Source organism: Paenibacillus sp. SEL1 (assembly GCF_054602535.1).
Window position 1 is genome coordinate 1699956 of sequence record NZ_CM137723.1, and the last position, 25192, is coordinate 1725147.

22 protein-coding genes, 1 pseudogene and 1 riboswitch are annotated in these 25192 nt (G+C 46.6%); of the genes and pseudogenes, 6 read left to right on the plus strand and 17 right to left on the minus strand.

Going from position 1 to position 25192, the window contains the following annotated elements; translation table 11 throughout:
• Positions 1-62: 62 nt before the first annotated feature.
• The 14 genes and pseudogenes from ACYCSE_RS07835 to ACYCSE_RS07900 all read right to left on the minus strand — a co-directional run bounded on the left by ACYCSE_RS07835 (position 63) and on the right by ACYCSE_RS07900 (position 14841).
• A pseudogene (locus ACYCSE_RS07835) lies at positions 63-889 on the minus strand (carbohydrate ABC transporter permease).
• Positions 889-1755: a carbohydrate ABC transporter permease gene (locus tag ACYCSE_RS07840; RefSeq protein ID WP_069290633.1), complete on the minus strand. Its 867-nt coding sequence runs from the start codon at positions 1753-1755 to the stop codon at positions 889-891. Before ACYCSE_RS07840 ends, ACYCSE_RS07835 begins: the two are co-directional and overlap by 1 nt.
• Before the next feature lie 13 nt (positions 1756-1768).
• On the minus strand, positions 1769-3001 hold the full coding sequence (locus ACYCSE_RS07845) for an ABC transporter substrate-binding protein (protein ID WP_459702488.1): 1233 nt from the start codon (positions 2999-3001) through the stop codon (positions 1769-1771).
• 197 nt (positions 3002-3198) lie between these two features.
• On the minus strand, positions 3199-3966 hold the full coding sequence (locus ACYCSE_RS07850; RefSeq protein WP_459701955.1) for an ABC transporter permease: 768 nt from the start codon (positions 3964-3966) through the stop codon (positions 3199-3201).
• 13 nt (positions 3967-3979) lie between these two features.
• Positions 3980-4780 (minus strand): ABC transporter permease, encoded by an 801-nt coding sequence (locus ACYCSE_RS07855; RefSeq protein ID WP_250266908.1) that lies wholly within the window; start codon positions 4778-4780, stop codon positions 3980-3982.
• Entirely contained in the window at positions 4777-5505 is a 729-nt protein-coding gene (locus ACYCSE_RS07860) for an ABC transporter ATP-binding protein (protein ID WP_322158934.1), read from the minus strand. Before ACYCSE_RS07860 ends, ACYCSE_RS07855 begins: the two co-directional genes overlap by 4 nt.
• Positions 5506-5844: 339 nt before the next feature.
• Complete coding sequence (abc-f, locus tag ACYCSE_RS07865; protein ID WP_459701956.1) at positions 5845-7920, minus strand: ribosomal protection-like ABC-F family protein; 2076 nt, start codon at positions 7918-7920, stop codon at positions 5845-5847.
• Positions 7921-8023: 103 nt separating this feature from the next.
• Complete coding sequence (locus ACYCSE_RS07870; protein WP_179085895.1) at positions 8024-8167, minus strand: RAxF-45 family protein; 144 nt, start codon at positions 8165-8167, stop codon at positions 8024-8026.
• 80 nt (positions 8168-8247) lie between these two features.
• Complete coding sequence (locus ACYCSE_RS07875; RefSeq protein ID WP_459701957.1) at positions 8248-9426, minus strand: MFS transporter; 1179 nt, start codon at positions 9424-9426, stop codon at positions 8248-8250.
• Between the two features lie 69 nt (positions 9427-9495).
• A riboswitch (purine riboswitch) is annotated at positions 9496-9595 on the minus strand.
• A gap of 57 nt (positions 9596-9652) precedes the next feature.
• A complete protein-coding gene (locus tag ACYCSE_RS07880; RefSeq protein ID WP_459701958.1) occupies positions 9653-10612 on the minus strand; it encodes an acetylxylan esterase in 960 nt (319 codons plus the stop codon).
• An 11-nt stretch (positions 10613-10623) separates the two neighbouring features.
• Positions 10624-11673 carry a glycoside hydrolase family 130 protein gene (locus tag ACYCSE_RS07885; RefSeq protein WP_250260146.1) on the minus strand — a complete coding sequence of 350 codons (1050 nt, stop codon included), beginning with the start codon at positions 11671-11673 and terminating at the stop codon, positions 10624-10626.
• A gap of 60 nt (positions 11674-11733) precedes the next feature.
• Positions 11734-12567, minus strand: a complete 834-nt coding sequence (locus ACYCSE_RS07890; protein WP_061829465.1) for a carbohydrate ABC transporter permease — start codon at positions 12565-12567, stop codon at positions 11734-11736.
• 2 nt (positions 12568-12569) lie between these two features.
• Positions 12570-13454 (minus strand): carbohydrate ABC transporter permease, encoded by an 885-nt coding sequence (locus ACYCSE_RS07895; RefSeq protein WP_061829466.1) that lies wholly within the window; start codon positions 13452-13454, stop codon positions 12570-12572.
• A 67-nt stretch (positions 13455-13521) separates the two neighbouring features.
• Positions 13522-14841 (minus strand): ABC transporter substrate-binding protein, encoded by a 1320-nt coding sequence (locus ACYCSE_RS07900; RefSeq protein WP_235306645.1) that lies wholly within the window; start codon positions 14839-14841, stop codon positions 13522-13524.
• Between the two features lie 235 nt (positions 14842-15076).
• Between ACYCSE_RS07900 and ACYCSE_RS07905 the strand changes: the two genes are divergently transcribed.
• From ACYCSE_RS07905 to ACYCSE_RS07915, 3 genes are all read left to right on the plus strand, one after another.
• A complete protein-coding gene (locus ACYCSE_RS07905; protein ID WP_459701962.1) occupies positions 15077-16252 on the plus strand; it encodes an AGE family epimerase/isomerase in 1176 nt (391 codons plus the stop codon).
• On the plus strand, positions 16249-17448 hold the full coding sequence (locus tag ACYCSE_RS07910) for a glycoside hydrolase family 130 protein (protein ID WP_459701964.1): 1200 nt from the start codon (positions 16249-16251) through the stop codon (positions 17446-17448). The genes ACYCSE_RS07905 and ACYCSE_RS07910 overlap by 4 nt, the downstream gene beginning before the upstream one ends.
• Before the next feature lie 212 nt (positions 17449-17660).
• The gene (locus ACYCSE_RS07915) at positions 17661-18674 is read left to right on the plus strand and encodes a substrate-binding domain-containing protein (RefSeq protein ID WP_235306647.1); all 1014 of its coding nucleotides are present in this window, start codon (positions 17661-17663) and stop codon (positions 18672-18674) included.
• A gap of 155 nt (positions 18675-18829) precedes the next feature.
• Here the strand turns inward: ACYCSE_RS07915 and ACYCSE_RS07920 are convergent, their stop codons facing one another.
• On the minus strand, positions 18830-19042 hold the full coding sequence (locus tag ACYCSE_RS07920; protein WP_025721956.1) for a cold-shock protein: 213 nt from the start codon (positions 19040-19042) through the stop codon (positions 18830-18832).
• A gap of 245 nt (positions 19043-19287) precedes the next feature.
• A complete protein-coding gene (locus ACYCSE_RS07925) occupies positions 19288-19803 on the minus strand; it encodes a DUF2179 domain-containing protein (protein WP_023990890.1) in 516 nt (171 codons plus the stop codon).
• 156 nt (positions 19804-19959) lie between these two features.
• Between ACYCSE_RS07925 and ACYCSE_RS07930 the strand changes: the two genes are divergently transcribed.
• Positions 19960-20136 (plus strand): CsbD family protein, encoded by a 177-nt coding sequence (locus ACYCSE_RS07930; RefSeq protein ID WP_068939077.1) that lies wholly within the window; start codon positions 19960-19962, stop codon positions 20134-20136.
• 256 nt (positions 20137-20392) lie between these two features.
• A complete protein-coding gene (locus tag ACYCSE_RS07935) occupies positions 20393-21436 on the plus strand; it encodes a stalk domain-containing protein (RefSeq protein ID WP_459701965.1) in 1044 nt (347 codons plus the stop codon).
• A 79-nt stretch (positions 21437-21515) separates the two neighbouring features.
• Here the strand turns inward: ACYCSE_RS07935 and ACYCSE_RS07940 are convergent, their stop codons facing one another.
• Positions 21516-22313, minus strand: a complete 798-nt coding sequence (locus tag ACYCSE_RS07940; RefSeq protein WP_459701966.1) for a copper amine oxidase N-terminal domain-containing protein — start codon at positions 22311-22313, stop codon at positions 21516-21518.
• Positions 22314-22555: 242 nt separating this feature from the next.
• On the opposite strand from ACYCSE_RS07940, the gene ACYCSE_RS07945 reads away from it, so the two are divergent.
• Complete coding sequence (locus ACYCSE_RS07945) at positions 22556-25099, plus strand: LamG-like jellyroll fold domain-containing protein (RefSeq protein ID WP_459701967.1); 2544 nt, start codon at positions 22556-22558, stop codon at positions 25097-25099.
• The last annotated feature ends 93 nt before the right edge of the window (positions 25100-25192 follow it).

The window sequence follows — 25192 nt, forward strand, 5'->3', positions numbered from 1 at the left end:
TAGGGAACCCCTTTTTATTTTCCTATGAAGGCACAGTCTGCCTGGAACGATTGACTCCCGTCCTACTTTACAGAACCTTGCGTAACGCCATTGATAATCCATTTTTGTGCAATCAGATAGACAATAATCATCGGCAGCAAGGCCATCAGGTACGAGGCAAAGGCCAGATTAAAGTCGGTATTGAACTGCCCCTGAAACACATACTGAACGAGCGGCAGCGTGTACTGCTCTGCATCGCTGATAATAATGAGCGGCAGCAGGAAGTCGTTATATGTGGACAGGCAGGTGAGAATCCCCACGGTAGCACTGATCGGTGCCATCAACGGAAAAATAATTCGCCAGAACGTGCCCCATGTCGTCGCCCCGTCTACCGTAGCCGCCTCTTCCAGCGCCACCGGAATGGAACGGATATATAGCCGACATAGACGAAAACATTAAACGCCAAACCATACACCGTATGCAGCATAATCAGGCCAAACAGATTGGTCATATGAAGTCCCGAGGCCAATTTAACAATCGGCAACATAATGATCGGGAACGGAATGAACATGGCGCTCACAAAGTAAAAATATAATCCCTTAAACAAGCGTCGCTGCATATTACGGGCAATCGCATAAGCGACCATCGAATTGGTTAGCAAAGTCAATATGACCGTCGATGTCGTGACCATCACACTGTTCTGAAAAGCGCTGAAGAAGTTGGTCATTTCTACTGCACGACTAAAATTTTCCCAATGCAGCTCGGTCGGAAAGGCAAAGGCGGAGTGCGCCATCTGTTCGGGATTTTTAAGTGCTATCGTTACCGTCATATAGAGGGGAAACAGGATAAATATTGTCCCCAACGCTACCAGAAGCAGCACAGGCCAGTTGGTACGTCTGCTTGTTTTCATCAGTTATCCATCTCCCTTCTCTGGAGGAATCGCAGCTGTAAGATGGAAATGATCGCGATCACAATAAAGTAAATAACAGAGTTAGCCGACTGATAAGCAAATTCTCCGCCTTTAAATCCCCCGGTGTATATCAGGTGGGAAATCGACTGGGTGGCTCGTCCCGGCCCGCCATTCGTCAAAGCCACGATCTGATCGAACACCATCAGGGAATTTTTCATCGCCAATACCATATTAATCGTGAAAAACGGTGCAATTAACGGAAAGGTAATGCTCCAGAATTCGCGCCATTTACCCGCACCGTCCAGGTTGGACGCCTCATACAGACTTGTCGGAATGGTTTGCAGCCCGGCCAGATAGAGAATCGTATTAAAGGCAATCCCCTGCCATACAGCTACGATGACAACCCCCACCCAAGCCAGTTGTTCGCTGCCCAAAATGTTCGTCGACAATGAGGTAATACCTAAATTTTGCCCCCAAATCGTAAACACGTTCGAGAACAAATAATTGAATATGTAACCCACGATTAGCACGCTCAAAATATTAGGCAGAAAATAAATACCGCGGAAAAAGTTACGAAACCGTATTTTAGCATTCAGCCCTAGCGCAATCAGCAAACTAAGGATATTAGTCGCAATGGTAACCACAATCGCAAATTTGAAAGTAAACCAGTATGCGTTCCCCACATTGTCGTCCTGAAACAAATTAATATAGTTCTTAAACCCGACAAAGTGATACTGATGACCAAAGCCGTTCCAGTTCGTAAGCGAATAATAAAAGCCCTGCAAGGCAGGCAAGGTCAAAAATACAAAAAACAATAGCACCGCCGGCACCGTCATCCAGTAAAAAGTCGTTAGTCGCTTATTCATGTCTCCTCCTCTCCTATCGGCGGTTAGCTACCTTATTCCATTCACGGTCGAGCTTAGCTAGATAGGCGTCGATGTCTCTGTTTTGCAGAAAGGCCTGCACAATCGAATTCAATTGGACCGCTTTGGGAATATAGTGATCGGCAAAATCAACGACGCGGCCCGATTTAAAATACGGCAACAGCTCTGCCACACTCGGATCATCCTGCGTGACTCCCTTCACCGCCGAAAACAGCGTTTGCTCTGTAATGTATTGCTTGCTGTTCTCCGGCTTCAACAAGAAGGCAATGAACTCCTCGGCTTCCTTTTTATGCGGAGTGCTCTCCGATACGGCTAATAGCGTATCTATACCGGACACCAGCTTGACTGCCTTTTCGTCATTCCCTGTTGGTAATGGGAAAAATCCAAGCTCCACTTTCGGATTGGCTTTGCGAATTTCAGATATGGCCCACGAGCCCTGAATGTACATCAATCCCTGCCCGTTAGCGAAGGCACGGTTACCATCGGCATAGTTTTTGCCAAAATTATCACCATGTCCGTATTTCAGTAGCTCCAGCTGCTTTTCCGCAACCTCGCGGTACTTGTCCTGAAAAGTGACCTGATTTTCACGCCTTTGCAGGAAAAAATCAATGCCCACCAGATTCGGGCCCAGCGCATTAAAGGGGAGGTTCGTTTGCCAATCATCTTTATATGTAAAATAGAACGGGATTTTTCCAGCTGCCTTGATCTTTTGCGCCGTTGCAATCAGCTCATCCCACGTTTTGGGTACCCTTAATCTCATTTCCTTGAAAAGCGTTTTGTTATACATCACACCATTCGCATTCGCAGCATAAGGAATTCCATACACGGGATCGACCCCGGTCACATCCTTAAGCATTTTGAGGTAAATCGGGTCAATCGTACGTGGCAATTCTGTATTCGCCAGATCCGTAAAAATACCGCTTTGTGCCAAAATGGAGTAGGTATCAGTGGCTCCAAGCCCCACAATGTCAGGTACATCGTTTTTGACAACCCGGGTCAATAACACAGTCTCTGCCTCTGGCGGGTTGACCTGTGTCACTTCAATACCGGGATGTTCCTGATTGAATTGAGAGATTAGCTTATCGAATGAACCCTTGGCCTCCGGCTTGTTTTGAAAAAACTCAATTTTCACCTTACCCGAAGCATCACCCTTGTTGCATGCGCTTACAAAAATAGCCAATAAAAGGATCGCCGCCAGTGTAGACAGCTTTTTGACCCAACACCACATGCTCATACCTCCTTTTCCCCTATGTCAATCTATGCGGAACTAGACAATTAATACCCGTCCCTTATGGAAAAGAAACGATACTGCTACAACAATCTGATAACAGGAGGAACCAATGTTAAAAAAGATCCAATTGACCCTCAAACGGTCGGTTGGATCTTTCTTTTACTTTTATGATGTTCAGGTTACAAGTCTTATTTCTAAACAATCTTTTTTTCCCATCGTGTAAAACTAATAATGATACTTACCAGAATCAATCCACCTGCACACATCCAAAAATTAAAAGAACTGTCTACTCTTAAAGCAAGCATTATTTGCTGAAATGGGTCCATTAACATAATGAGGGGCCTAAACAACTCAAAGAGAAATACGGATAAGATAAGAATCACTATATAAGCAAACAGTGGCCGTGACATGAACAAACATACAGCGCTACTCAACATGAGCTTTACCAAGCAAACCAGCATTAATACCAAATAAAACGAAAGTATGTAGGGTACGGCATCTGATGGGGAAGAGGCGACGGATGAACCATATTTAAAAAAAGTAGAGCTGTGTGGGAAAAACAACCATCCAGCGAATACACCTATAAGCAAGCTTGTCCCCATAAAAATGGCCGTTGAGGCTGATAGTGCGAACAACTTGGCAAGCCAAAACTGAAAACGTCGATACGGTCGTAGCATATATAGCCTATATGCTCCAGAATAGAGATCGCCGCTTAACTGATCCACGTACAGAATGGGCAGGATTGCTGTAACTAGAAATAAGGCAACCTCACTCATCATCAGCCACGGCAGGTTCAGATTATTTACGACCACAGTTCCTTCACCAAAACGTAAGACCTTCGTACCCGTTACTTTATGGCTCCATATAATTGCAACCACGATGAATATATAGGCTATATATAATAAGAGAGTGGATTTGCGATTCCAAATTCGTTCCATTTCACTTCGCCAGATTGCCAGCATGAGGAAATCCCCCCTAATACAGATAATCATCAGTCACAAAACGGCGGTATGCGCCCCAAGTAAACAAGATAAGATATAGACTAACAACGGTGATAATCGCCCCATTCACAGACGAATTGCCCATTAAGGACCTATCTAATCCTGTATGCTGCATATATGGAATAATCATAAATGCGATCACATTATATAGGTATGGGATATGGGAAACAAAAGAGGCCAATTTTAAATATAATGAATCAAACAACAGAGAACCCAGATTGTATACCATACAAACACCGATGGCATACGTTACACTTTTGCTATACATAGCGACGAAACAATAGAAGGAGCATATTGCTAATAATGAGGCAAGCGCCCAACCATAGTATTTAAGCATCTGCAGTCCTTGAGATTCGGACAACCCCGCATCACTTACATCATATGAAAGAGTCCATACTTCAACGATCACCTGCGATGATACTGCAAATACAATGAGAAGAAACAAAATAGTAGCATTTAAAACCAGCAGTTTACTCCAGAAAATCTGCCCGCGGGTAAATCGGCGCATAAATAACAACCGCAGTTGCCCGCTTCGAAATTCCTCTGTGTATACAGCAGCAGCTAAAGCAGCTACAGCTATGTTGCATACTAAAAACAAATTCTCACGCAGACCAGTAACGACAAAGTTTAAAGATAATACCTCAACAGGAACCTTCATCGTGCGCAAAAAATATACTCCTGTCGAACAAGCAAGCAGCGGCGTACATAACACCATGAGCCAGAACCACTTTCGTCTCCATAATCGCTCGAACTCACTGTATATTAATGATTTCATAGTCCCATCAATCCCATGAAAGCATCCTCTAGCCGTTGGCCGTCCTCTACTAGTTGATCAGCAGGTCCCTGCCAAACTAGCCTGCCCTCTTTGATAACAATGAGTTCGTCACACATCTGTTGCAGTTCATCCAACAGATGACTGGAGATAAAAAAGGCATAATTCGCTGAATCACGTAGCTGAAGCACGATATCTCTCAGCTCCCGCATTCCCATAGGATCAAGCCCATTAGACGGTTCATCCAGCAATAAAAGCTCAGGAGCACCCAGCATGGACTGCGCAATACCTAGCCTTTGCTTCATTCCCAGCGAATAGGTTTTCACCTTGTCATCTCCCCGTGTTTCCAGTCTCACCTTTGTAAGCAACTCTTCAATATGTATCTCCCGATCTGAGGGCGCAATCTCAGAGTGTAACCGTGACAAATTGCGCAAAACCTGTCTGCCTGTCATATAATCAAAAAAGACCGGAGATTCAATGATAGCCCCCACCTTGGACAGCGCCTTTTCCCGATCCGTCTGTACATCATATGAAGCTATCTTTACAGAGCCGCTGGTTGGCTGCATTAATCCGGTCATGATTCGCATCATTGTAGTTTTACCAGCTCCATTAGGTCCGATGAATCCATATATCTTCCCTTTCTGAAGCTTAAAGGAAACACGGTCTAACAAATGCCTTTTCCCCATTCTTTTCGTTACCTGACTGACCTCCAGCAAGGAGTCTGACATACTATTCCCTCCATCCATAACAAATCACAACATAGCCAACGCGTGCATTTGATATGTAAGATCATGATGGACAACACAGACTTCGCTTAACAATGAAACAAATTATTTATTCAATTTAAAAAATATCACATGTTGCGAAATGCAAACAACTCACTTTATATGTAAAATATAATGATAATGACACATCAATACCATTTATCTTAATTAATGGTCATTAATTTTCGTGATGATATCTTTGTCTTTACGCTGCAAAAAAGGTAGCCCCTCAGTAAACGCTCTACCTCAGGGCCACCCTCTATATAAAATAAACCATTGTCCATTCAGTAACCAGCCTGTCACCTACTCCAGTTCAACCCACTCGCCAAGCAATACATCCAGCTCCGCTTGCAGTCGCTCACGCGCGTCCCACAGCTCCGCCATGTGTATCGTGTCGCCGCTTGTGCCGAGCAGCTCCAGCTCGGCATCCGCCGCCACCAATTCTGCTTCTTTGGCGGCGATGGCCCGCTCCAACCGCTCGCTGGATGCAGCGGGCGTGCGTGATGGCTTCGCGGCCTTCGTTTCGCGTGCCCCAGACCCGGCAGCGGGCGAGCCCAAGCGACCTGAGCGTGTACGGCTCGCATCGTCTTCCGTAGTCGCTCCCGTATGCGCAGCCGCCCCCATGCCATTGCTCGCTACACTGGAATGTACAGCTGTGCCCGAGCCTGAGCCGCCACCCGATGCGGCTCTGCTTGCAGATGTCGGGCGTGTCCCGGTATCCCCCTCGCTCTGTAGACGAGCGTTCTCCAGCTCCCGCTTCTTCGCTCGGTACTCATCAAAGCTGCCTAGATAAAAGGTCAGCTTTCCAGCCTCCAGCTCCCACACGCGCCCTGCCAGCTTGTTCACAAAGTAGCGGTCATGTGAAATCGCCAGCACCGTTCCCGTGTAGGTATCCAGCGCTTCCTCCAGTGCCTCGCGTGAGTCAATATCCAGGTGGTTCGTCGGCTCATCCAGCACCAACAAATTTGGCTTTTTCATGACCAGCAACGCCAGCCGTAAGCGGGACCATTCGCCACCGGACAGCATGCTCACGGGCTTAAACACATCGGCACCGTAAAATAAATACTTCGCTAGCAACCCGCGTGCCTCGCCTTCTTCCACCCCTGCTTCCTCCTTAAAGTAAGCAAGCACAGTTGCCCGGCTATTCCGTTCTCTCTCTTGCTGCGCCAAATATCCGTACTCCACGCGTGCACCCCACTGGACCGTGCCTGCATCTGCGCTTTCCTGACCAAGCAGCAGCTTGAGCAGCGTCGTTTTGCCTGAGCCGTTATCACCCAGCAAGGCCACCTTTTCGCCGAATTCCAGACTACCCGTTGCCCCGTTTAATATCTGGCGCTCTCCATAGGCTTTAACAATTTCTTCAAACTGCAGCACCCGGCGACCGGAACGATCCTCCAGCTTTAAGTGAAATTCCGCCCCCTGCGGGTCCAATACAGGCCGCTTCACCAGTTCCATGCGCTCCAACGCCTTACGAATGGAGGCTGCCTTTTTGAAAAACTTTTCGTTGTCGCCATTGCGACCCCACTCTTCAAAACGCCGAATGGCCTCTTTCATCTTTTTGATCCGTTTTTGCTGTTCCTTATAATCTTCAAATTGTAGTAGCAATCGTTCTTCCTTTTCCTTAACATAGCCGCTGTAGTTCGTATAATACGTAAACGCCTCGCCATCCTCAAGCTCAATCATTTTAACGGCGACCCGATCCAGAAAATAACGATCATGAGATACAACCACACACGCACCTGTATAGCCCTGCAAAAATTGCTCCAGCCATTCCAGCCCCTTCAAATCCAGATGGTTGGTCGGCTCATCCAGCAGCAGCAAATCCGGTCGTCCGATGAGCTGTGATGCCAGCGCTATTTTTGTTTTCTCTCCACCCGACAGCGAGCCGAAGCTGCGCGTATACATACCTTTGGGAATACGCAGCCCATCCGCTACCTGGTCAATGTTTGCATCCATTTCATAGCCGCCATTGCGTTCAAACCGTTCCTGCAAGGCAGCATACGATTGCAGTAGCTTCTCCAGAAGGCTCGCATCCGCTGCCACAACCGGATCTGACATTTCCCGTTCCAGTGTGCTCATCTGATTGCGGCAATCCTTCAGCTCACGATAGGCGTAAGCCAGCGTTTCGTACACGGTGAAGCTCTCAAACTCCGCCGGAATTTGCGGCAAATAGCCAATTTTCGTATCCTTGGCGATGACGAGCTGCCCTTCATCTGGGCGGGACAAACGTGCGATTAGGCGTAATAGGGTGGTTTTACCGCTTCCGTTGCGGCCGATGAGTCCCACCTTTTCTCCCGTATGGATATCAAACGATGCACCATCCAAAATCAGATTGGCAGCGTGGTATTTTTTCAATTGTTGACCGTTTACTATATACATGTTCAGGCTCTCCTTTATTTAGGAAGACCCTTACCCGGGTAACACAAAAAGAGCCGCAGGAGCAACCCCGCGACTCTTCGGAAGATACAGCAATCCGTTCGAGTTAAGGTAGGCGTCTTCTCGCGATGTTTACAACCGTATGATTAAAATTGGACAGACTTCTCCCGTTGGATGGAAAAGCATGAACAATGCCAGCCATAGCAATCGGCAGCTGGCTAATACGGTTGTTCAGCATCTCGTGATTCACCTACCTCACCTCCTTCTTCATAATTGTGTGTAGTATAACATGTTTGCTCGTATTATGAAAGAGAACGATGGTCCATCGAACTATGAAACAGAGTGGCGTCCTCTGACAGCCTGCGAAGTCCCGACTCTGGTAATCGAAAATACGCCGCAGACAAAAGCAACAATCACAAATGCCCCACCTACCCAAGCGTTCGTGGCAACAGATTCACTATTCTCAATCACTACTCCTCCCAAGGCAGAACCGAGAGCGATCCCGACCTGGAGCGCGGAGAAATTAAAGCTTTGCTGAATACTACCCGATTCGGGTGCATTTTCAATAAGATAACTTTGCATCGGGGGCGACAAGGCCCAACTCAGTATGCCCCAGATAATCAGTAGTGGCGCAAATACATAAATCGAGTGAATTGAGAATGGCAGCAAGAACATCACGGCGATAAACACGCCTACGACAACTAGAATACTTTTCGCTGTGCCGAACCGATCTGCCAAAGAGCCGCCAATAAAACCACCGCTCACTGCCGCCAGCCCAAAGACAAAATAGGCCACACTAACCCACGAAGCGTTCAAGCCCATCATATTTTCTAAAAACGGAGTGAAATATGCATATAACGTGTAATGGCCCGCCAGTGTCAGCGTGGTCACCAAATGAGCACTGATGACTTTAACATTTTTTAAGGATTTCAACTGATCACGCATAGGTACAACATGTTCTGTCGGAATCCGCTCCATAAACAAGTTGATAACGATCATAGCAACGACCGTCAACAAAGCAATGATCAGGAAAAGCACCCGCCAGCCAAATGCATTTCCAATCAGCACCCCGGCTGGAATACCTAGAACGATGGAGGAGCTAACCCCCATGGAGATGACACCGAGGACACGGGCCTGATAAGCCTTGGACACCACTTTGACTGCAATGGTCAGTGACAATGTCACGATCAGCGACCCGCTTGCAGCGGTAATGATACGGGATACAAACAAGACTGCATAATTCGGACTCCAGAAGGCCAGCAGACTTCCCAGAATAAAAATAAACATCGACCACAGGTACAGTCGTTTTCGTTCAATTTTGGCGGTCAACGCCAACAAAGTTGGCCCAGCAATAGCATACACGAGCGCATAGATCATGATAAGCTGTCCTGCCGTGCTTACGGAGACATTCAAATCCTGTGCAATTTGGGGTAGCACGCCACCGATAATCAGCTCCACCAGCCCCACCGTAAAGGTCGCAATCGTTAAAATAACTACTTTGAAGTTCATTACATTAGCTCCTTTGCTGTCATGTAAATCCCCTCGTATTACGCAAAAAAATCCTGACCACAAGAAATGTACAAGACGTACACTTTTTGTAATCAGGATTTATCGGTTCCTGGTAGAGACCCTCAAACCATATTATTGAGGTTATACAAATGGGGCATTCATTTATTACGCATTCACGAAGGTTATAGCTATTACTATAAAGGAGCCTGTGGCTAAGTTCAACCCCCTACAGCCGCAAAAATTCGCTCATAGCACGATCCGACAGATAAGGTAGGTACTCATGACCGTATTCGTGATACAGGAGCATTTCCTTGTCTGATACGATTTTATTGTACACCGTAAACTGCGTGGAAGGCGGACAGATGATGTCCGACAGTCCTGTCACAAACAACACACGACCACGAATACGATCTGCCAAATGTTGAATATCAATGTAGCCTAGTCGGTGAAACAGCTCCTCCTCGCGCAGATGGTTCGGATCAAACCAACGAAAATAATAAACCAGTTCTTCATATGCAGATGTAGTGGCATCCAGCATCCAGGCTCTTTTATAGTCCGACAGAAACGGATATACCGGAACTGCCATACGGACACGCGGCTCCAATGCAGCGCAGGCAACCGTCAGGGCCCCTCCCTGGGAGCAGCCAAATGCGCCGATCCTTTCAGGGTCGACCCGCTCCATAGACATCAGAATGCGCACCGTCTGCACGGTATCCAAAAATACATTGCGGTAATACAACCGATCCGGGTCCGGGTCGTCAATCCCTCGGATGATATGGCCGCGTACCGTCGTTCCCTGAACCTGCAAATTGTCCTCGGACAGCCCACCTTGCCCCCGGCAATCCATGGCCAGCACAGTGAATCCGTGTGCCGCATAGCTTACCTTGTCGAACCAGTCGCCACTGTCGCAGGAATATCCATGAAACATGGCCAAAGCTGGCCCTTGTTCCGTAAGGTGCTTGGGACGAGCCAGCTTCCCATGAACCTTTGCTCCACCCACTCCAGTAAAATATAGATGGTAACACTCCACCATCGGAGAGACAAAATCAGCAGGCTCCAGTGTATAATCAAGCGGCTGCCGCTTCAGCTCCTGTAATGCCCGTTCCCAGTATGCGTCAAAATCCGGCGGCTTCGGGTTACTCCCCATATATGACTGCAATTGCTGTAAAGACATATCCTCCGGCATTCAAGTTCCTCCTACATCCGGCCTGACTCACGGTCGTCTGCGACCACTTCATCCGTTGCGATGACATACTTCATAATGTCAGACACTGTCGTGTATGCAATACCTACATACGTGTCAGCGGCTCCATAATAAATCGCAATCCGCCCGGTGTCCGCATCATGCAGCGTAGCACACGGGAACACCACATTCGGCACAAACCCCCGTTCTTCGTACCATTCCTCCGGGGTCAACACGAAATTCGAGGAACGATATTTAACTTTAGACGGATCATCCAGGTCAAGAACGGCTACGCCCATACTGTATACCAGCCCATTGCACGTGCCTGTCACCCCGTGGTAGAACATCAGCCAGCCCTCTGTCGTCTCAATCGGAGCCGGTCCGCCACCAATCTTTACCGATTGCCACCAGCCCTGTCCGCCCTTGCTCATGACATGACGGTGCTTGCCCCAATAGACCAAGTCAGGACTTTCACTCAGAAAAATGTCGCCAAATGGTGTATGTCCGCTGTCGCTCGGACGGGATAGCAACATAAAGTTTCCGTTTAGCTTGCGGGGCAACAGCACACCATTACGATTAAACGGCAGGAACGGATTTTCCAATCGTACAAAGCTTTTAAAATCCTTCGTTTGTGCTATCCCCAATGCTGCACCGTAAAAATCTGTACACCAGATGATATAATACGTGTCCTCCACGCGAACCAGACGCGGATCGTAAGCATAATTTGGCTGGTAATCGTTCCCTTCCTCATCAACCAAATGCAAACGTTCTGTCTCAATGTCCCAAGCCAAGCCGTCGTCACTCCAGCCTAGGTGCAAATGCGGACGTCCATTAATCGTTTCAGCCCGAAATACCCCTACAAACCTTCCCTCATACGGAGCTACTGCACTGTTGAAAATACGGGCAATGCCCGGTACCGGATTCCGTCCAATGACCGGATTCTCACTATGTCTCCATACCGGAGCCTCACTGCCTTCAGGCTTATCCTGCCACGGCATTTCCGGCAGACTACCTCCCACAATTCGTACGCTATCTACTCCCAAATCCACATTCAATTTATTCATACGTGTATTCCCCTCTCACCGAGATATTTGATTCACCAAATTTTCTATTTCGCCATTGTTCTATTTCACCGAACCCTGCGCGAAACCGTTATAGATATATTTTTGTAATGATAAAAACGCAATCAGCGTCGGAATAATGGCAATGATTATGCCCGCGCTAATGACTTCCCATTGCGAGCCATATGGCCCTTTAAACTTGAACAGCGCCGTCGATATGACCTGAAGGCTTGTTTTGGGCATATACAGGAACGGGGTGTAAAAGTCGTTGTAAATATTAACGCCCTTGATAATGATCACCGTCACAATGGCAGGCTTCAGCAGGGGCAAGATAATGCGCCAGTAGATCGTCAGATAGGAGGCCCCATCCAGCATGGCCGATTCATCCAGCGCCACCGCGATGGAATCCAGAAATTGCAGAAAAATATACACCGCAATAATATCCGTTCCCAAATACAGCAAGATCGCCGCCCAAGGCGTGTTAAACAGCTCCAGCTTGTTGATTATTTGGAATGTCGACACCTGTGTCGTCACCCCCGGAATGAGCGTGGCGAGCAAGAACGCACCCAGCATGAGACTTTTGCCCTTAAATTTAAAACGGTTCAAAATATACGCGATCATGGAACCCGTCAACGTAGCTCCGATGATCGAAATCAACAGGATAAAAGCTGTGTTCGCAAATCCGGTCAGCATATTTCCGTTGATAAAGGCTTTGGTATAGTTAGCCCAATTCAGCCAGTTCACAGGGGGAGTCAGAGGACTGGTTGCCGCATATTCAGCCTTCGTCTTCAAAGATGCAAACAAAATGACAACAATCGGCAGCAGTGCAATGAACGCACCTAGTAGAAGCGCGGCATACTTGATGCTGCTACCCAGTATTCTTTTCAGCTTATACATGATTAGTCCTCCTCTCCCCGAATTAGCAACCGTTGAAGCAGCGTAACAGCAATCACGATCAGCAGCAGAACGACCGCCATCGCTGAGGCCAAACCGACCTTGCTGTATTTGAATGCCACATCAAGCGTCTGAATGACGAATGTTTCACTGCCGTTGGAGCCACCGGTCATAATATACGGGATATCGAACGCACTGATCGCCCCGCTAATCGCCAAGATGAGATTCAACTGCAAAATCCGCTTGATACTCGGCAAAATAATAGAGCGGAATTGATGCCAGCGATTAGCCCCGTCTATATCAGACGCTTCATACAGATCACTGGATATGGAGGAAATCGCACCGAGAAACACGATAAAGTTAAAGCCCATGTATCTCCAGATCGACGTGCCAGCCAGCGAAATATTGATAATTTCCGGGTTGCCCAGCCACAGCTTGACATACGAACCCAGCCCCATCGCCTGAAGCAGTGTATCAAGGGTACCGTCTGGCTTAAAAAAGAATAGAAAAATAAAACCAATAGCTACCCCGTTCATCAGGGAAGGAAAAAACAAAACGCCTTTAAAGAAATTTTTAAACCAGGTTTGAAAGCTGAGAATGGTTGCAAAATAAAGGGCCAGCCCCATCTGTACAAACGTGGCTACAAAGTAATACAGACTGACCTTAAACACCGAGAAATACTCGGGGTCGGTAAAGATTTTGATATAGTTTTCAAAACCCACATATTCCAGACGCTTACTATAACCGTTCCAGTCCGAAAAGCTGTACTTAAACATATTGATCACTGGCAAGTACGCAAAAGTGATCAGCAGCGCTAGCGGAATAATTGAAAAGGCAACAATAATCGCCAATCTTTGTTTGGAGTAGCTGAGATTCGAAAATTTTAACATGCTGCACCTCCTGGCTATCCGTCCATCGACTGCTACGTCGATCCTTTCTTTTCGTCAGTTCAGATGGCTATTTTGCTTCCTTTGCAGCCACTTCAGCACGCGCCTTCACCCATGCGTCGTTCAGATCCTTCATAATGGTGTCATACGATTCCGGGCGGTTACCGACCGCTGCCTCAATAATGCGTTTTTTGAAGTCAGGCTGCCACAAGCCGATTTCTCCCTTTTTGTCGATTTTATCGACAATCCCTTCCTGTCCTTTTGGAGACGGAGTGAGCGTTTCAAAAACGACTCCCTGATCTTCGTATTGCTTCAAAATGCTAGGCATTGGGGCACCCTTCAGCGGACTAATGCTACCTGCCTGCTCTACGGCATAGTTGGACTTTTCGGTAAACCAATCCACCCAGGCACGGGCCGCCGGTTTATTTTCACTGTTTACGTTAATACCGAGGTTAAAATCACCAGCTAGAGGCACAAGTACCTTGGAGGCATTCGTCGGGAAAGGCATAAAACCGATATCATCCTTGTTAGAAGCTGTGCTTTTGATCTGGTCAATCGCCCAAGAGCCAAGTACCATCGTACCGATTTTGCCTTGAGCGAGATCCGCCTTGGAGGTCTCCCAATCCGTAGTCGTTGGATCTTTTTCAATCAGGCCTTTTTTAGCTGCATCGTATAGGACCTTATACAGTTCATAGTGAGGCTGGCCCTTCGTGAAATTGTCATCTGTATTCGGTTGTGTGACATTCACATATTCCTTCGTACCCGCCAATGTTGCCAGACTAGACTCCCACTGGGTCAGTGCCCAACCAGAGGCATAGTTCGTAAACAGCGGTACTGCCTTGGTTTTGTCCTTAATCTGCTGTAACGCTGTCAGGAATTGGTCCGGTGTTTTGGGAAGCTGCGTGATTCCTGCGTCCTTGAACACCTTTTTGTTATAAATCACACCAGAGTAAACCATCGCAATTGGAATACCGTAGCTGTTATGATCCACCGTACGTTCTTCAAGGCCGGTATACTTGTTTTTCATCTCCTCATAAGTACCCAGCGGCTCGAAAAAGTTGGGCAGCTCTTCAACTGGAATACTGCCAGGAATCAGCAAAACATCTCCATAATCCCTGGTCCCCATCCGGATTTTAATTTGACCCTCATAATCGGCCAATGCCTGAAAATTGACCTTCACGTTCGGATAAAGTTTGTTAAATTCCTTGGCGTAATCCTGAAATACGGTATCCACAATATCAGTCCGCTGTGTGATAACCGTAATTTCACCTTCCACACCCTTCGGATCAGAGCTGGCAGCTGGCTCATCCTTCTTTGAGGTACAGCCAGTAAACAGCCCCGCTAACAAAACCACGGATAGTAATGACATCAAAACCTTGGACAACTTCATGAGACGACTCCTCCTGTTGTTTTCAAATAAGGTTATCGTTAAAGTAACAAAATCATTTTATTATGTTAGCGCTTACTGTGTCAATTACAATATTCTTTTTGTAAAGTGGAATGGGTCACATCTTATGAAAAAACACCAATTTAGCATGGTTGACAGTTTACAAACAGCTAGATATGATACTCCTGTAAAGTTAACGATAACTTAATAATTTATTTTCCGAAGGAGGCTTTGTCTCTTGGAAACATTACTGGACGAAATTAGACAGGAATGGAAGGAACACATACTCCCATTCTGGCTTGGACTGAAGGATGAGACACACGGTGGGTTTTACGGCGAGGTGGACGTGGATCTGCACATTCATAACCAAGCCGACAAAGGAGGGATTGCCACTGCACGGCTACTCTGGTCATTCTCGGCGGCTGCCCGTGTAACAGGGGAAGATACCTATGCAGAAGCCGCACGACATGCATTCACATTCCTGCGAGATCACCTGCTTGATCCATTACATGGAGGAATGTACTGGATGGTGGACTACACCGGGCAACCCGTGGACACGTGCAAGCATGTATACGCGCAGGCATTCGCGATCTATGCGATAGCAGAGTATGCACGTGCCACAGACGACCCGAATGCATTACCACTAGCTATGGAGCTGTTCCACCTGCTGGAGCAAAAAGGATATGATCCCACCCGGCAGGCATACGGCGAACAATATGACCGCTCGTGGAACACGCAGCCTAATGAGTTACTCAGCGAAAATGGCGTCACCGCGCATATCACTATGAATACGCATATTCATGTTTTGGAGGCGTACACCCAATTGCTGCGCGTCTGGCCAAATGAAGAGGTTCGAGATGCACTGACGAACGTACTGGATATTTTATATCATCGTGTTTACGATGCCTCTGCCCGACGACTGGGGGTATTTTTCGACCGTGAATGGCGCTCTCTGCTTGACCTGACCTCATATGGTCACGACATCGAAGCCAGCTGGTTGATTGAGGACGCTATGAATGTGCTTGGTTATTACCCGTCAGAATACGTGGATATGGTGATGGATATTGCCAATGCGGTAGCAGAGCGCGCTGTTCAGCCAGACGGATCGCTCATCAATGAGCGGGAAGGAGAGCGGGTAGACACCTCACGTATCTGGTGGGTACAGGCCGAGGGGATGGTTGGTTTTTATAATGCGTTTCAACGTACAAAAGACGAACGTTTTTTGCAAATTGTGAAAAATCTATGGTCCTATACCCAGCAACATATCATCGATCCGCGCCCCGGAGGCGAATGGTTCTGGTCAGTTCAAGCGGATGGTAAGCCTGATGCGAGAGAGATTGCAGGACCCTGGAAGTGCCCTTATCACAACAGCCGATTTTGCATAGAAATGCTAGAAAGGATGGAAAACCAATGATCCATAGCAAATATAATGAGCTGCGGTTGCAGCAAGAGGAACTGATTACACGCCCCAATGAGGTTAAAACTACCTTTTATAATGGTATCTACGAACGCTACATCTACCCAGTGCTCACACGCCATCATGTTCCACTTCACTGGCGGTTTGATCTGGATGCGCAAACCAATCCCTTTTTCATGGAGCGGCTGGGTGTAAATGCGGCATTGAATCCAGGGGCGATCTATCATGAAGGAAAATACATTCTTGTTTCGCGCACAGAGGGACTGGATCGAAAGTCATTTTTTGCTTTGGCAGAGAGCGATAACGGCATTGATCAATTTCGATTCATTGACGCTCCCCTCGTATGGGAGGATATCGACCCGGAAGAAACAAATATGTACGATATGCGATTGGTAAAGCATGAGGACGGCTGGATTTACGGTATTTATTGCTCGGAAAAAAAGGACCCTGACGCACCACCCCACGATACCTCCAGTGCTGTCGCTCAGGCCGGACTGGTCCGCACTCGTGATCTTCGTACATGGACCCGGCTTCCTAACATCACTACCCAGTCCCCACAGCAGCGCAACGTTGTCCTGCACCCTGAATTTGTGAACGGTCAATATGCCTTCTATACTCGTCCCCAGGACGGGTTTATTTCCACCGGTTCAGGCGGAGGCATCGCCTTCGGCCTGTGCAAAGATATTACACAACCCGTGATTGAACACGAAACCGTCATTGATGAGCGCTGTTATCATACGGTGTACGAAGCCAAGAACGGGCAGGGCCCTGCCCCGATCAAGACCAGTCGCGGCTGGATTCATATCGCTCACGGGGTACGCAATACAGCCGCCGGGCTGCGGTATGTGCTGTATACCTTTGCCACCAGTCTGGAAGACCCTACGCGCGTCATTGCTAAGCCCGGCGGGCACTTTCTGGCTCCTTATGATGAGGAACGCGTGGGCGACGTTTCGAATGTTATTTTTTGCAACGGGGCTGTTGTTAACGAGCAAGATGAAGTCTTTATTTACTACGCGTCCAGCGATACCCGTATTCACGTAGCGACGACCACCATCGCTCGACTGGAGGACTACACCTTCAATACACCATCCGATCCCTTGCGCTCTCTCGGCAGCGCCGCTGTTCGCCGCGAGTTAATTCATCACAATGAAGCGCTATTGCAAGCACACTCCCGTCCTTCCCAGCGGACATAAGCCGCAGGCTTTATCCTACTTGCGGAACCATGTATACTATCCATAGAACAACTGTTACCCGCAGGCTAATAGTTGTTCTATGGGCAGCCATGCTGCTAAGTTTTTTGGATTTTACAGGCGGCTAAGCTACGGATATATTCCCCAGCATTTTGCATCCATTCTCTGGATTAGGCAAAATGCTTATCTTTTTAAAATTGGAAGGCGGAACAGGAATGAAGAGCAACGTTACGATGCGGGATATTGCAGATAAGCTGGGAGTAAGCAGCGTGACCGTGTCGAAGGCGCTCAATGACAAGGATGGGGTTAGCGAGGAGCTAAAAGAGCGTATTAAGACGCTCGCGGGCGAAATGGGTTATCGTTTCAATACCGTTGCCAAGTCCATGAAGGAGGGCCTCACCTATAACATAGGTGTTGTCATTCCTGAACGTTTTACTGGCCCCGGCCAATCGTTTTATCTGCACATCTACCAGCAAATTTCACGGGCACTGGAGCCATACGGCTACTATGGCATCCTTCACATCCTTCATCGCGAAGACGAAGAACAGCTTAATCTGCCACGTATCTATTACGACCGCAAGGTGGACGGCTTCATTCTCCTGGGCCAAGTGAGCAAGCCATATATCGAGCTGGTACAAACCATGGATCTACCCAAAATGTTTCTCGATTTTTATGATGAACATGCCGATATCGACTCCGTGGTGACGGATAATTTCTACGGAGCATATGAGCTGACCAACTATTTGATCGCCCAGGGGCATCGTGATATTGCATATGTAGGCAATATCTATTCCACCAGTAGTATTCAGGATCGTTTCCTCGGCTACTATAAATCCTTGCTGGAGCACAGACTGCCCCTCCGTAACGAGTGGGTGCTCAGTGACCGGGACGACGAAGGTGCTTTTGTTGAAATGGAGCTGCCTCAGCCGCTACCGACTGCCTTTGTATGTAACTGCGATCAGGTCGCTCACAATCTGGTACACAAGCTCATTGGTCTAGGATACCGCGTGCCTGAGGACTGCTCTGTGGTCGGATTTGACAACGACGTATATGCCACTCTTATTGTTCCGCAACTGACCACGGTCGGAGTAGACATCGAGCAGATGGCACGTACCGCGATTGATTCGATGATGAAAAAAATAAGCCATCCCGGCGGCCGCTTTGGTCGAGTCCTCGTGCAGGGTCATATTGTATATCGTGATTCCGTACAGCCCATCCAGAGACCATAATCAACACATACTTACTCGGGGACAGGTCACCCCTACCCCAATTTCCACAACCAAAAGCCGCTCAGCATGTCGCTGGAGCGGCCTTTGGCATTCATAAATTCTGCAGTGTGATCATCGTACTCACTTTCCAATTTTGGATTTTGCAAAATCCTGGATTAGGAGCGCTGGGCGACAAAGGAATTGCCCGCCCGATTGAGAATCGGCAGCATCCGCATTTCCTGCCCCATTGAGGCTTGGCAAAATGGACAAGCTGGCTCGTTCAAAAAGGTGAAATCCGTTCGCATCCAACCGTTGCAACCCTCGTTTGTACACGACCAAATAGCCGTATTTTCCTCTGGAATGATTTCCGGGGCCTGGCGTCTGTACATCTATATCCCCCCTCGGTTTTTATAGGGTAATATCCCCTGTCGACTTACTGTTAATTTCTATCCACGCCAGTATTTTGCAAAATTCGATTCCAGTCGCTCCGAAGTGCAAGATATAGACGAACTAAACCATTTCGATCTATATCTTGTTCATTGGAATTCGCTTATTGAATTTTTGCAAAATCCTCACCTGTGCGGGTATTAATATGCTCCAACCTCCAAAAAATATGCGCAATTTACCAAAATGTTTATTTACGGATAGCCTTAGTCCAGAAGCCGCCATGAAACTGCTTCGGCTCTACCGTAATGACAAAAGCCTTAGGGTCCAGCTCCAGAATGGACTGATACAGCTTATTCTGGTTTTTTCGTTTAGCCAAAATTTCCATTACCAGGCGCTCTCCATCACGTCCACTGCCCAGCCAGGCTGTAACGCCGTATCCTTTGTCCCGCAGCGCATTGGCAATTCCTCCATTGATCTCATTGCTGATCACCTTAACGGTGACATAACCGAGCGCTATTTTTTCCTCAATCCATGCTCCAATAAGAATGCCCAATGCATAGCCAATGGCGTATACTGCAAGACTTGCCACTTGATCCAGATACTTAAGCACAACATTCAAGCCCAATACATAGACCGTAACCTCCACGGTGCTAATGAGCGCAGCAATGTACTTCTGTCCTTTCAGCGTCAGAATCATGCGCAGTGTATACGCCGATACGTAAATAATTTGAATAACGAGAATAAACAATAAAATTTTGAGCATGCGCTCACTCCCCACTTCACGTTCTGATTTAATCCGTATCCAACATTATACCCCCGTCTGTGATATACAGCCTCTGGTTTCGTATTACCCTCGCTCGGGTAATGACTAACTACAGCATGTTGAATGAAAGTTCGATCACATAAGGAGGGCTATAACATGAAGGATAACGGAATTAGCGATAAAATCAAAGGTAATGTGAACAAAGCCAAAGGTGAAATCAAGGACCAAATCGGGAACGCTACCGATAATAAGTCCCTTCAAGCCGAAGGCAAACTGGATAAGGCCAAAGGCCATCTTCAGGAAACAGCAGGCAAACTGAAGGACGGCAAATAATCCAACTCTTGAGACTGTAATGGGTTGTCCTACAAACAAGTTTCGCTGCTTTTGCAGCGGGCTTGTTTAATTTTTGTTCGGATACTTTTGGAAAAATATTTTCGCAAACAGGGCAACTTTTGCAGGCACCTTTGCGTCTAACTAATATAGGCACAACCAATAACAACCCTTCCAACCTGTTGGATTTTGCATGTATTAATGTTACTCTAGTCTATGTATCACGCTATAATTCTTAAATAAAGGGGTAGACCGACGAATGAAATCATTGAAGTCCATGAAGAAACCTGTCATCATTACTGCCGTATCGGCCTTGGCCATCTCCGGGGCTCTGTTCAGCCAATCTACATATGCTGCACAAGTAACTAAGCCGATCCAAGCAGTATATAACAATATTAAAATTATCTACAACGGAACCGAGGTTCCTGCTGATGCTAAAACAGAACCATTTCTGCTGGATGGCGTGACGTATATCCCACTGAAGCTGGCAGGTACAGCTTTGGATAAAAAAGTAACATGGGATGGAACAAACAAACGCGTAGTCATTGCTGATAACGGCGTTCCGATTGATCAGTCTACAGTTACGGCGTTGAACAACCAGATTACGACGCTGACTCAAGAGCTCAACACAGCAAAAGCAGCGAACACGACGAAGGACGCTACCATTGCTCAATTGCAAAAAGACAATCAGACGCTAAAAGATGACGCAAGCAAAAATAGCTCTAGCTCCTTGAAGGATCTTCAAAAGAAGCTGAACGATGATCACAGCGATGCCTATAGCACCAACTCTGATATCACGTTGGATGGTAACAAAAGTGATATTACAGTAACCATCGAAATGACAAAATCCAGATGGGATGATCTATCCGACAGCAGAAAGGAAAGCTACCTGGAAGACATCGTTGAAGATATTTTGAAAGAGTATAAAGATGCTGATATTGAAGGCACAGTGAAAAACTCCAGTAATAGAGATAAACTGGCGACCTTTTCAACCAACAGCAGAGGCGATGTGACGATTAAAAAGGTAGCTTCTTCTCTGGATACAAGTACGATCCAACGTAACTTGTCCGATAGATATGGCACCTATAATGGGGTCGGCTTTGATTTCACAGTAAGAGGCGACAGCAGTGAAGCTATCGTCGAAGTTTATGTAAATTCGGATGACTGGAATAAAATGTCAAACAATCAAAAAAACAACCTGACAGACGGCGTTACTAATTATCTTAAAGACAGAGAGTCTGTATCCAAAGTCGTGGGATACGTACGCAATAAAGGAAACAGCAGTCAAATCATTACCTTCTAAGATTAATCTTTCAAAAAAAGAGACAAAGGCCCTTAAGCCTTTGTCTCTTTTTTATAATGTACAAGCAACATACATTCTACTACTTAATTAATCTGCCAACAGAAGTAATATATTTTATATAATCTTCATCCGCATTGGTTGTATCGATATTCATTGTATAAACCAAATTACCAGGACTGGTTATTTTAACTTTGTAAAACATACTGGGTTTAGAATAAGGATATACACTATAGGTCCCTTTGCTATAAACAATCATAGGATTAAAGTCAATTTGCTTGAAGGCGGGCGATAAGTCGCTCTTATACGTAGCATGAATATTCAATACACCTTGCCTTTGATCCCAGCCAAAGGAAAAAAGATCAAATGCATTCGCGTCAATGACTTGGGCCAAGTCTTGTCCCTTGAACCTCATAAGAACTGGACTTTCTGTAAAGCTATCATGCCTTAGCTTCAATAAGCCACGCTTGGAATCCCACTCCATCTGCGCATCTGTATCCTTCAACAAAATGGATACCGGCAAAAACATCGCGTTGCTTTTTATGATGGGGACTGTGTCCATTGTCATCGGCTCACCGTTAACTGATATTTCGGGTGATCCAATCGTAGCCGTTACATTACGCCCCAACAGATCAACAGCAGCCGTCTTGTTCGCTGCATTATAAGTTACTTTGCCACCCAGTATATCCTCAGCCACTTGGAGCGGTATAAGCAGCCTTCCCTTCGTATCCACAAAGGGGGATGCAGGGTAGGTGTATAAAACGTAATGATCATTGACCTTCAAGTGTATGGGCGTATGAGCTTGAGCTGATGTCGAATTGGAGTGTACAGTAGCAAAACTTAGTACAATCATAAGGCAGACCAACAGTCTGATTTTCATAATGTTCTCCTTTGCTAGCGTTTAGGCTAAAATAAAAATTTGTTTAAGCAACCTTCTTATAGTTACTTTTCTTAATTAGATTACCCTCACAAAATCACAACGTCAACCATAATTTATAATTTTTACCTAACAGCCATATAATTCATAAATACATTAATAATACTCATAAGTATAAAGGTATTTAGCAATAAAAGCAGAATATATCACTGTACTCCAATTCAGAAATAAAGGGGCAAATGTGTATGATGAGAAGTTTTGTTAAACGTAAAGTCAGGAAAAGTATTGCAATAACATTAATATTAGCAATCGCAAGCGCACCAGTAGGTGCAATAGACGCGGCGGCAACGGTGCCAGACCAGAATAATAAGCAGGATGCGCCAACCTTCTCTAATGTATCGGTTCATGACCCTTCCATTGTCAAAGACGGTGACACTTATTATGTATTTGGGTCACACATCTCTGCGGCGAAGTCCAAAGATCTCACAAACTGGACTTATTTTGCAAACGGTTACATTACGCCTGGGAACACACTTTACGGGGACTTATCGAAGAATCTGGCTGGATCTTTCGCTTGGGCGGGTGAGAATGATGCGGACAGTAAGGGAGGATTCTCGGTATGGGCGCCCGATGTATTTTGGAATGAGCATTATGTCAATGAGGATGGGACAAAAGGGGCATATATGATTTATTATAGCGCATCTTCCACCTACATTCGTTCCGCGATCGGCATTGCAGTTGCACCCAAAATCGAGGGTCCATATCAATATGTGGATACCATTATACACACTGGTTTTACGAAGGAGACTGCATTCGATAAAGATAGCAAGGTAGATAAAAAATGGACAAATACGCCGATTCAACAACTCATTAAGGAAGGCAAGCTCGAGGGGCTCAGACCGGGATGGTTTAATACCGATGGTTCTTATGCGAACCGGATGTTCCCAAATGCAATCGATGCAAGCGTCTTTTACGATGCAAATGGGCGCTTGTGGATGACGTATGGATCATGGTCCGGAGGAATATTTTTACTGGAGCTAGATAAGGCAACTGGCAAACCCATGTATCCAGGTCAAGATGGAACTACGGAGGACGGCCGTCTGATTGATCGTTATTTTGGCACCAAGATCGCAGGTGGATACGGTGAGTCCGGGGAAGGTCCGTATATTGAATACAACCCAAAAACGGGTTATTACTATTTGTATGTAACCTACGGCGGTCTTGCAGCCGACGGAGGGTATAACATGAGGTTATTCCGTTCCAAGAGTCCGACAGGACCTTATAAAGATGCCAAAGGACAGAATGCTGTTTTGCCGGCAAACACCAAAAATACAACTTATGGAAACAAGTTGATAGGTAATTTCTTGTTCGATAGTAAAATAGGCGATCCCGGTTCAGGCACTGGCTACGGCTATATTTCCCCTGGACACAATTCTGTATACACCAATCCTACTACTGGACAAATGTTTGTCGTCTTTCATACCCGATTCCCTCAGCAGGGGGAGACACATGAGCTGCGTGTACACCAAATGTTCATGAATCAGGATGACTGGCCTGTCGTAGCTCCTTACCGTTACGGTGGCGAGACGCTTACAAAGCTGGATGAGAAACAATTCATTGGCGATTATCAATATATTAATCATGGCAGTGATTCTTCGGCTACGATCAAGAATACACAATTCATTCAGCTTAGAGCAGATCATACCATCGAAGGCGATGTGCAAGGAACATGGCGCAAGTCGGGAAATGCGAATATCCAATTAACACTGGATGGTGCTGTATTGGATGGGGTGTTCTTAAGACAATGGGATCAGGTTACGAATCAATACATCCTGGCGTTTACAGTTTTATCGAATAAAGGTGAAATGGCTTGGGGCAGTAAGCTCCCTGATATGACCGATACGACAGTAGTGGACAGTGTATATCGTGAGTTAGATCTTGGCGATACAAGTCGGGTGACGGCTAGCCTGAATCTTCCGAAGGAAGGCAGTCGGCAAACCCGGATTACCTGGAAAACTTCAGACCAAAGCGTCATTACGGATACAGGTGAAATCAAGCGTCCAGGAATCGGAGAAAAGGCTGCATCTGCCACTTTGACGGCTACCATTACCAAAGGAGAATGTAGTCGGGACAAAGTTTTTAACATCACGGTATCCCCTTATGAGAAAGCTATATTGACTGCGTCATACACATTTGAAAATAATCTGGAGGATCAGCAGGATGCTTTTGCTAATGGCAAAGTTATCGGTGACCGAATCGATCGCCAGGGAGGAAGTGTATCCTACGCTGAAGGCGTAAAGGGCCAAGCTATAGTCCTTGATGGAAAGTCAGGCATTGCTCTACCTGAAGGACTCATATCCAGCTCAGCATATTCCGTGTCACTGTGGGTAAAACCAAGCGATTTGACGCTGCATACACCAACTTTCTTTGGAGCTATGGATAGTAACCACTGGATTAGCCTTCTGCCCAGAGGACCCGAGAAGGATAATACAATGGTCTGGTCCGGCAGCTCACTTTGGTATACCGGCAGTACTGGCCTAAAGATCAAAACAAATGAATGGACCCATCTCGCCTTCACTGTAGAACGTGGGGTGTTAGCCGTGTATGTGAATGGCGAGCTTCAATTTATCGGTTCAGAATTCCCAGATGTCTTTACCTCCAAATCTGGAACATTCAGCTTAGGTGTCAACTGGTGGGACCCTGCGTTCAAAGGATCTATTGATGAGCTGAGTATATTTGAAGGTGCGCTCCCCCCTGTACAGGTGGCAGAGTTAGCGAAGATGAAGTGAATTAAGACTAATGAATCGTAAGCAACTCTAGTGTCGAAAAGAAAAACCACAAAAAAAGAGAGCACTGAATAGCGCTCTCTTCCAATGAAACAT